Raw genomic sequence first — 8512 nt, 5'->3', positions numbered from 1 at the left:
CCCGCCGTCCGCGATGGCCTGCGCCTGCCGCCACGGTTTGAAGCGGAAGCCGAGCGTCTGCATGTCGGAATCCGAGCGGATGCCGGGATAGCGGAACAGGTCCCACGTCCCGCCCAGGTCGTCGCGCGCCTCCAGGATGACGTGGCGCAGGTCCGGGCACTCCGTCGCCAGATGCCAGCTCGCGCCGATGCCGGACAGGCCGGCACCGATCACGATCACGTCGAACTGCTCCACCCGCGCCTCCGTCATTACTGACAAGGGTGTAAGCGATGCGCGGCGGCGTCAATAGTCCTTCGAATAACGCAGGTTGACGTTCGATCCCCCGAACGAGCCCGTCGACGACAACAGGCTGAGCGCGCGGGTCAGCGCGATTTCCAGCTGGGTCGCAGTGAAGCCGCGGGCGTCGGTGATGATCTCGACATAGATGTCGTCGGTCAGATACTGCCCGGCTGCCAGCGCGGTCCCACGTCCGGTCGCCTGATCCGCCCCCAGGATGCGCAGCCGGTCGATTCCGGTTACGCTGCGAAGCTTGCCGAGCGGATTAAGCCCGCCGCCACCCGACCCACGCAACGAATTGAGCGCGGCGGCAAGCTGGATCGCCTCCGTCGCCGACAGGTTCGTCACCGAATTGCCGAACAGCAGGCGCGACAGCACTTCGTCCTGCGGCAGGTTGGGCGTCGACGTGAACGTCAGCCGCGGCTGCTGGCCCGTTCCGCCGATGGCGATGATCGCGGTGATGCCCTGCGTCGTCGTGGTCGCAGCGATATCGAGTTCAGGGTCGGCGATCGGCCCACCGCGGAACCGCACGATCCCGCGGGTCAGCTCGAAGCGCTTGCCGGCGAAGCTGTACGTGCCGCGCACGGCCCGCGCCTCGCCGGTCACATTGGGCGCCGCCGAGGTGCCACCGACGCGGATATCGGCTTCCCATTCGGACTCCAGGCCCATGCCCGAGACGTACAGCCGGTCCTCGGCGCGGATGCGCAGTGCGAACTTGAACAAGCCGGCGGACGCCGCTGCAGGTTGTGTGCTCGTCGCAGCCGTCGCGCGCACGATATCGCTCTTGCGGCGAACACCTGTCAGTTCCGGCACCTCGGCCGCGCCCTGCCGGACAACCTGATAGCGGGCCTCCGGGATCGTCAGGTCGCCCTGGATCAGCCCGCCATCGCGCGCATTGTTGACCACGCGGACGCTGCCGGTCGCGGTCGCACCCAGCGCATTGCTGCGGGCAAGACGGGCATTGTTCAGCGTCGCGCGGATGTCGATCGGGAAGCCGGCATCGGCTGCAAGCCCTACGGTCCCCTGCGCGGTGATCGTCCCTTCCCCGGCCTGCGCCGCCATCTCGGTCAGTTCGAACCGGTCGTTGGTGAACCGCCCGTTCAGCCGCATGTTCGTCAGCCGGGTGCCATAGGTTTCGTTGTCGTAGGTAAGGTTGCTCGCCCGCACGACGCCGTTCAGCTGCGGCGACGCCAGCCGCCCGCCGAAGTCCGCGGCGACGCCGATCGGGCCGCTCAGCTGCTGCCCCGACTGCCCCGCGAACGAGAACAGCACGCCGGCCGGGCCGTTGTAGCGGATGCCGCCCGACAGGGGGGCCGCCATCAGCCGCTCGGTCCAGCTGCCCCCGGCCGGAAGCGGGCGCAGCGTCGCCACGAGCCGACCGACGGTCGTCGTCCCGCGCTGGATGATGGCGCGCGCGTCGCCACCCTCCGACACCAGCCGACCGGCGAATACGATGTTCACCGGCGTCGACACGGACGCCAGGCTGGAGCGCGTGAAGTTGGTGATCCTGAGCTTCGCATCGGCCTGCGGCACGCTGGCGCCCGCCGACTGGCGGAAATCGAGACTGCCGCTTGCCTGCCCGCCGAGCCCGATCCCGGGCACGAACGCGTTGGCGATCGACAGGTCGAGCCGGTCAAGCCGCGACTGCAGTTCGATCCCGCTGCCGTAGCGCCCGGCGAGCCGCAGCGATCCCTGGTCGAAATCGATCCGTGCCGGTTGCAGGCGGTACGCACCACGCTCCGGGATGATCCGCGCGGGCTGCGCGGTGCGGAAATTGATTCCGTTCGCCTGCCCCTGCACCGCCGCGAGCCACAATTGCGGCGAGAAACGCGCATTGAGACCGATGCGGAACGGCACGCCCGACGACCCTTCGGCGAACGCCTGCGCCGTGCCGCTGCCGCCGCGATAGTCGAGCTTCACCCGCGACGTGCGCAGCAGGAACTCGCTCATCTTCAGATTGGCGATCTGCGCATCGCCGGTGATCGCCGGGCCGTTCGGATAGAGCACCGCACTGCCGGCGATGATCGCGCGACCGATCGTCAGGCCCGCGCTGCCTGGAATAACCGCGTTCAGCGCCCGCGCGTTCACGTCGGCACGCTGTACATTACCCTGCGCAGCAAGGCGCAGCGTGCCGTTTACACCCGACCCGTCGAACGCAAGTTGCCCGGCGAACGGCCCGGCCGGTGTCTGTTCGACCCGCCCGCGGAAATCGATTCCTGCGAAGCGCGCATTGCGGATATCGGCGGTCAGTCGCGGCCCGGTCGACAGCAACAGGTCGGCAGTGAACGGTCCGTATTCGGAACCGCCCCGTGCGACGATGGCGTAGCGGCTGCCCTGCCCGCGGATCGTCGCGGTCACGCCGTTCAGTCCGACGCCCAGCCCCGGCCGTGCCGCGCGGATCGTAGCGACGGGGGCGGTGAGCGTCCCCGTTACACGCGCGCTGACCGGTCCGTAGACCGTCGAATAGGCATCCGCGTCGATCAGCAGCGGACCGGCCGGATCATAGCGCCCGGACCCGCGCGTCACGCGGAACTGCGGCGCGGCCACCCGCAGGTTGTCGAAGACGATAATTCCCTGCGGCGTGTAGTCGAGGTTGACCCGTGCGATCGCGTTTCCGCCCAGGAAGTCGCGCGCGCCGTCGTTCAGGATGCGCGACGTCTGCGCGACCACGCGACCGCGAATGCCGAACCCGCCCGTGGCCGGCGTGTACAGCTTGGCATCGGTCGTCAGGTTGACGATGCCGAAGCCATCGACCCGGTAATCGTTCACCCGCCCCTTCAGCGCACCCGCATAGCGGCCGGTCGACAGGTTGGCCGCGACGATCGCGATCGCATCGATCCGGTCGGACCGGATCCGCAGGTTGTCCGACAGGATTTCGGTGCCGTTGTTGATCGCGAGGTCGCCATTGATCGCGACGTTCGTCAGCAATCCGCCGGCCGCAGCGTTCAGCCCGGCAACCCGCGCCGCCTTTGCCGCGACGGGGATCATGATCCGGTCGGCATCGACCCGCGCGCGCCCTTCGGCATAGACGCCCTGCGCCGCCGTTTCGCCGAACCCAAGGGCAGCGGCGCTGAGCTTGTAATCGACGACCGGGGTCGCGAACGGGCCGTCCAGCGCGACCGCCAGCCGGACATCGCGCCCGTTGAGGTTCGGCGCGATGGCGCCCGGCGTCAGCAGCATGGCCGTCGCCTTGAAGTTCGCAAAGCGGCTGTCGGCCAGGTCCAGCTTGCCGTCGCCGGTCACCTGCAAGGCGCTTGATCGGAGCAGCAGCTTCGTATCGGCGACGCGATCGGCAAACGCGGCATCGATCGCGACGGCCATCCGGGGCGCGGTCAGGCGTTCGACCGGGCCCTTGAGATACAGGCCGGGCTGCGTCGTCCCCCGGACGACGAATTTCCCGTCACGCCCCTCGACCCGCAGGTCGGCGAGATTGCCGCCGCCCAGCGTCGAAACCGCGCGACCGGTCCAGCGACGCCAATCGCCGCGGCCGTCGATCGCCAGCGTCAGCGGCGCCTCCAGCGACGCCATGCTCGCCACCAGGCCGTTGGCCGGCGCCTGCACGTTCAGCTTCAGGTCGAAACGATTGGCGTCCGGCACGGCATCGAGATTGAGCGCGACGCGATCGCCGCCCGCGATCCCCGGTCCGGTCAGCGTTCGTCCGTCGAGCTGCACCTGTGCGCGGCGGTCGGCGATGTGGACGCTGCCGGCAACCTGCGCCAGTCGCCGCGTCCCGCTGACCGCAGGCGCCAGGTCGATCCGGTCGATCGCCAGACGATTCACGTCGATGTCGATATCCGGCAGCAACGGCGCGTTGGGATCGCTCGGTACGGGCTTCAGCACCGGAAGCCGGCTCATGCTGACCAGCGGACTGGTCAGTTGGCGGATGTCGACATGGTTGCGCGCAAAGGCGAACGGCCGCCAGTCCACACGCAGTTCGGGCAAGGTCAGGAACACGCCCTTCTGGTCGCGCACCCGCACGTCACGCAGGCGCATGTCGCCATAGATCGACCCGTCGATGCGACCGACGCGGACGCTGATGCCGTTCGCCAGCGTATAGCCGGCGATGCGGTCGGCGACGAAGCGCCGGCCGGGCTGGGTATTGATGCCCAGCATCGCGACGATCACCAGCAACGCCAGGCCGGCGATGATGATGCCGGCCCATTTTACGATGCTCTGCCACAGCGGGCGGCGCGAAACTACGACGGTGGTGTCCGACGCGGCCATCAGAATGCCTGCCCGATCGAGAGGTACAGTGCGATCTTGGATTCCCCGGGCTTGCGCGCGATCGGCGTCGCCACGTCGACACGCAGCGGCCCGAAGTTGGTATAGAACCGCCCGCCGATGCCCGCGCCGAAGCGCAGGTCGGAGCCCTTCGGTAACGTGCTGTCATACACCTGCCCGGCGTCGACAAAGGGCACGATGCCGAAATTGCCGAAGCGGTAGCGCGCCTCGATCGCGAATTCGTTGAAGCTGCGCCCGCCGACCGGGCGGAAGATGGTCGGCGGATCCTTTTCTTCCGGATCGGTCGCATCGAACTTCGGGTTCGGCTCCTCCGTCTTGGGCCCCAGTTCCTGGAAACCGAAGCCGCGCACCGATCCGCCGCCGCCAGCGTAGTAGCGCCGCGAGGGCGCCAGATCGTCGCGCGCAATGCCCGCGATCGCACCGACACGCGCCCGCCCGGCGATGACGATGCTGCTGGTCACGGGGTAATAGGCCGTCCCCTCCAGCATCCCACGCGCATAGGGACGTGTGCCGCGGTTCATCGACGCTTCGGGGCTGACGTTCAGTTTCAGGCGGAATCCCTTGGTCGGATTCAGCAGATCGTCGGACGTATCGTACCCGACATATGCCGGCAGTGCGCCGATGAAATAGGTCCGTCGTACCCGATCCAGCAGCGTGAAATCATACACGTCCTCGTTCGTACCGACGAGTTCGAAGCCGTAGAAATACGTCCACTTCTTTTGCCAGATCGGCGTCGAATCATAGCTGATGCGACCGGAGAAGGTCCCGGTGAACGCTTCGAACGCATCGTAATCCTGCCGGTTGGCCGATGCGGTGACGGTAACGGTGCGGTCGCGGCGACCGGCGTTGGACCGGCGGAAGGTGACGCCCAGCCCCTGCTGCTGCGTGCCGGCGATGCCGCTGACGATCAGCGCGCCTTCGGGTGGGAACAGGTTGCGGTGCGTCCAGCTGCCCTGCAGCGTGAAGCCCTCACCGGTGCCATAGCCGGCCTGTCCCGCAAGCGTGCGCGCCGGCCCCTTGTTCTGCGTGACCAGCAGGTCGACCTCTTCGGTGCCGTCCGGCCCGGCCCGGCCGGTCCGCTGCGGCTCGACCGCGACGGACGAGAACAGGCTGGTCGCGACCAGCGCCTGGCGCAGGTCATCGACCAGCCTCGCGTCAAACAGCTCGCCCGGTTTGTAGCGACGCAGCACCTCGATGTGATCGGTTTCGAACACCGGATCGCCCTTGGTCACGATCCGGCCGAAGCTGCCGCGCGGGCCAACGGTTACGGGCAGCGTATAGTCGCCCAGGTGCGTCGCATCGTCGAGCAGGATGTCGCGCTGCCCGACCTCGGCAAAGGCATAGCCCTGTTGCGGCAGGCGTAACGACACGTTCGCCTCGGCACCCTGGATGCGTTCGGCATCGATCGGCTCGCCGACCTTGATCGGCAGTTCGCGCTCGATCAGGCCCGGCGGTACGGTCGGCTCGGCGCGGATGGCGATCGATCCCAGCTTGTACTGCGCACCGGGCAGCGCGGTCAGCACCGCGCGCACGCGACCCTGCTGACCCGGCAGCGGCTCGATCGCGGAGGTTGCGGTGCCGTCGTAATACCCCACCGCACGCATCAGCCGCTTGGCCAGCTCCTCGTCTTCTTTCGCGCGTGCGGCGACGATCACGGCGTTCGGCGCTTCGTTGTCGTCCTTCAACGCCGACAACGCCTCGAACCGGTCGGTCAGCCCGATCGCGTCGAGCCCCTCCACGCGCGTCTCGTAGCGTATTTCGCTTGCCGGCGCGTCCTCGACCCCGGCAATCTGGACCGGCTCGACATTGAAGCCCGAAAGCGGCGGCAGCGGTCGGTTGAGTTCGGCGTCCTGCGCAACCTGAGCCGCGGCGGCATCCGCAGGCGTTGCGGCGGACGCGACCGGCTGACCCGGCGTCGACTGAGCGACGGGTGTCGGCGCGGTGAAATCCTCGATCGGCTCCAGCGGGGCATTGGGATCGTTGCTTAGCTGCGGCACTTCCTTCTCGAAGGTCGCGTCGGGCACGATGGGCGTGTCGTCGGTCGGAACCGTCGGGGCCGTGGATGTGTTTTGCACAGGTGTGGTCTGGACAGGTGTGGTCTGGACAGGACTCAGCAGCGAGGACGGGGCACCCTGTCCCGGCTTCGGCTGGTTGATCTGGCCATGCGCCATCGCCGGCAGCGACACCGCGCCGGCCAGCATCCATACCGTCAATACGCCCCGACCCACGTGCCGCGAACTCCCGCCCAATTCACCCGGGTCGCGTGCCCGTTGAATATGCGTAACGATCAATGCCGATTTTGTGTCCGGTCGGTGGCAACTTTTGCATCGTACCAAGGGGATAGGCGGCGATTAGAGGCGGTCGACCGCGTCCTCGATGCGCGCCAGCATCGATCGGAACCGCGCCAGCTCGTCGGCGTCGAAGCTGCCGAACAGGCGCCGCTCGATCTCCAGCGCCTTGGGCGCGACCTCGGCATAGAGCGCCCGCCCCGCCGCGCTCAGCGCCAGGATGTGCGACCTCTGGTCCCCGGGGTTCGGCGTGCGCGCGACCAGGCCGCGCTCGACCAGTGCGATCGCGGCGCGGCTGACCGTCACCTTGTCCATCTGCGTCCGCGCGCCCAGCGCCTGCTGGCTTAATCCGTCGCTCTCGGCCAGCACCGCGACCAGCCGCCATTCGGAGATGCGCAGGCCGAACAGCGCGCGGTAGGTGCCGGCGACCGCGTCCGACACCCGGTTCGACGCGATCGACAGGCGATAGGGCAGGAAATCGTCGAGCTTCAGCGTATCGGTCACGCCAGCGACTGTGCGCCGGACGTCGCCTGCGGGCAAGCGCAGCCTTTACGGCGCGCGCGGGTTGATATAGTAACAACTGAAACCAGTTCATGAGGAATGCCATGACCGAGCAGCGCGACAACCCGATGGGCCTCGACGGCTTCGCCTTCGTCGAATTCACCTCGCCCGAGCCTGAGGCGATGGCCGACTGGTTCGAAAAGCTCGGATTCGCGCACGTCGGCACGCACAAGTCGAAGAACGTCCGCCACTATGCGCAAGGGCAGATCAACTTCATCCTGAACATGGACGGCGAAGGCCAGGTCGCCGGCTTCCGCGAGGCGCATGGCCCCAGCGCGAACGCGATGGCGTTCACCGTCGCCGACGACGAAGCCGCGCTGAGGCTGGCGGTCGAGCGCGGCGCGGTGCCGGTGAAGGGCCGGAACGGTCCGGGCGAACTCGACATCCCGGCGATCGAGGGCATCGGCGGCGCGAACCTGTATCTGGTCGACAAGAAGGACGACCTGTGGTCGACCGACTTTACGCCGACCGGCAAGGGGCGCAACGACAACAGCGTCGGCCTCGACATCCTCGACCACCTGACCCACAATCTGAAGCGCGGTCGGATGGATTACTGGGCGGATTACTACGAGCGCATCTTCAACTTCCGCCAGATCCGCTATTTCGACATCGAGGGTCAGGCAACGGGTCTGTTCAGCAAGGCGATGACCGCGCCCGACGACAAGATTCGCATCCCGCTGAACGAAAGCCAGGACGAGCATTCGCAGATCGAGGAGTTCATCAAGGACTATAAGGGCGAAGGCATCCAGCATATTGCGCTGACGACCGACGATATCTTCGCAACCGTCGACCGTTTGCGTGAGCGCGGCATCATCTTCCAGGATTCGCCCGACACCTATTTCGACATGATCGACCAGCGCCTGCCCGGCCACGGCCATGACGTCGCGGAAATGCGAAAGCGCAAGATTCTCATCGACGGCGCGCCGGAAACGGGCGGCGGCCTGCTGCTGCAGATCTTCACCGCCAACATGATCGGCCCGATCTTCTTCGAAATCATCCAGCGCAAGGGCAACGACGGCTTTGGCGAGGGGAATTTCAAGGCGCTGTTCGAGTCGATCGAGCTGGATCAGATTCGTCGCGGCGTCGTGCCGGCTAAGCAGGAGGCTTAGCCGCACGCGGGCGCCGCGGCGCCCGAGCGCGACCGG

4 protein-coding genes and 1 pseudogene are annotated in these 8512 nt (G+C 67.4%); 1 reads left to right on the top strand and 4 read right to left on the bottom strand.

Annotated elements, in window-relative coordinates:
• From ASE86_RS16470 to ASE86_RS07375, 4 genes and pseudogenes are all read right to left on the bottom strand, one after another.
• Nucleotides 1–249 (bottom strand): annotated as a pseudogene (locus ASE86_RS16470) (NAD(P)-binding protein); the annotation flags it as partial.
• Nucleotides 250–282: 33 nt separating this feature from the next.
• Entirely contained in the window at nt 283–4500 is a 4218-nt protein-coding gene (locus ASE86_RS07385; RefSeq protein WP_056424113.1) for a translocation/assembly module TamB domain-containing protein, read from the bottom strand.
• Nucleotides 4500–6689: a BamA/TamA family outer membrane protein gene (locus tag ASE86_RS07380; protein ID WP_082441850.1), complete on the bottom strand. Its 2190-nt coding sequence runs from the start codon at nt 6687–6689 to the stop codon at nt 4500–4502. The genes ASE86_RS07385 and ASE86_RS07380 overlap by 1 nt, the downstream gene beginning before the upstream one ends.
• Nucleotides 6690–6869: 180 nt before the next feature.
• The gene (locus ASE86_RS07375) at nt 6870–7310 is read right to left on the bottom strand and encodes a MarR family winged helix-turn-helix transcriptional regulator (RefSeq protein ID WP_056424112.1); all 441 of its coding nucleotides are present in this window, start codon (nt 7308–7310) and stop codon (nt 6870–6872) included.
• Between the two features lie 101 nt (nt 7311–7411).
• On the opposite strand from ASE86_RS07375, the gene hppD reads away from it, so the two are divergent.
• Nucleotides 7412–8476 carry a 4-hydroxyphenylpyruvate dioxygenase gene (gene hppD, locus ASE86_RS07370; RefSeq protein ID WP_056424109.1) on the top strand — a complete coding sequence of 355 codons (1065 nt, stop codon included), beginning with the start codon at nt 7412–7414 and terminating at the stop codon, nt 8474–8476.
• Nucleotides 8477–8512 lie beyond the last annotated feature (36 nt).

The organism is Sphingomonas sp. Leaf33 (assembly GCF_001421785.1).
Classification (GTDB): Bacteria; Pseudomonadota; Alphaproteobacteria; order Sphingomonadales; family Sphingomonadaceae; genus Sphingomonas.
The sequence above is the reverse complement of the archived record's forward strand: the minus strand, read 5'-3'. Positions and strand labels throughout refer to the sequence as shown.

What these genes read in the sequence shown, in the direction of transcription:
- ASE86_RS07385 (WP_056424113.1), bottom strand. Translation starts at nt 4,500, where the DNA reads ATGGCCGCGTCGGACACCACCGTCGTAGTTTCGCGCCGCCCGCTGTGG.
- ASE86_RS07380 (WP_082441850.1), bottom strand. Translation starts at nt 6,689, where the DNA reads ATGGCGCATGGCCAGATCAACCAGCCGAAGCCGGGACAGGGTGCCCCG.
- hppD (WP_056424109.1), top strand. Translation starts at nt 7,412, where the DNA reads ATGACCGAGCAGCGCGACAACCCGATGGGCCTCGACGGCTTCGCCTTC.